Source organism: Bradyrhizobium sp. (assembly GCF_016462955.1).
In the GTDB taxonomy this organism is placed as follows: Bacteria; Pseudomonadota; Alphaproteobacteria; order Rhizobiales; family Xanthobacteraceae; genus Bradyrhizobium.
The window spans coordinates 947-1,699 of the sequence record NZ_JAEMSD010000857.1; the positions used below are offsets into that span (position 1 = coordinate 947).

General features: G+C 63.2%; 1 protein-coding gene. It reads right to left on the minus strand.

Annotated elements, in window-relative coordinates; all coding sequences use genetic code 11:
• On the minus strand, window positions 1-714 hold a 714-nt coding region (locus tag JHD07_RS39255; RefSeq protein ID WP_291631981.1), incomplete at its 3' end, for a DUF1194 domain-containing protein.
• Window positions 715-753 lie beyond the last annotated feature (39 nt).

Consider the following 753-nt stretch of genomic DNA (forward strand, 5'->3'; position numbering starts at 1 on the left):
TGCGATCTCCATCACCAGCTTCTTGCGGATGGTGGACGACAGCTGGCGCAGGTCGAACACCGGAGCGATGAACGCGCCTTCGCCGCCGATCACGCAGTGCCGGTAGTACCGGTCGAGGTGATCGATATCGTAGAACTCCTTCGGCTTGTTCAGCATGATCGGCAGGCCGTTGATGACGATGCCCGACTTCACCACCTGATCACGCGCAGGCTCCACCAGCCGCCCGGCATTGTTGGCGCCGTCGCCCGACACGTCGATCACCTGCCGGTGAGAAGAGATGTTGTTCTTGAGGATGTGCTGTTGCGCCGTCTCGAGCGCGCGTGAGATCGAGGTGCGCTGTTCGCCATAGATCGGCTCGTTCTCCAGCCGCTCGGAAAACTTCGTGGCGGCCTCGGCGGAGTCGATGATGGTCCAGGGGATCGTCTCGATCGGATCGAAATCGCCCGCCCATTCCATGTAGAGCACGGCGACCTTGCCCTCGGGGCCGGACAGCATCGCGTTGACGACGTCCTTGTGCCGGAAGGCGTCGACATAGCCATTTCGCTGGATCTCGTGCTCCTCGTAGTCCATCGACTGCGAGATATCGACCGCCAGCAGCAATTCGAGGTCCACGCGCGTCATCGCGCCCTGCTGGGCCGTGACCGGCGCGGAAAGGCCGACAAACCCTGCGAGGGCGAGGGTCGGGAGCCCTCTCAGGCGGGTTACCAGCTTCATCGTCCGCTCCGGCGAAAGTCGAAGGCCAGCTTGCAGGCC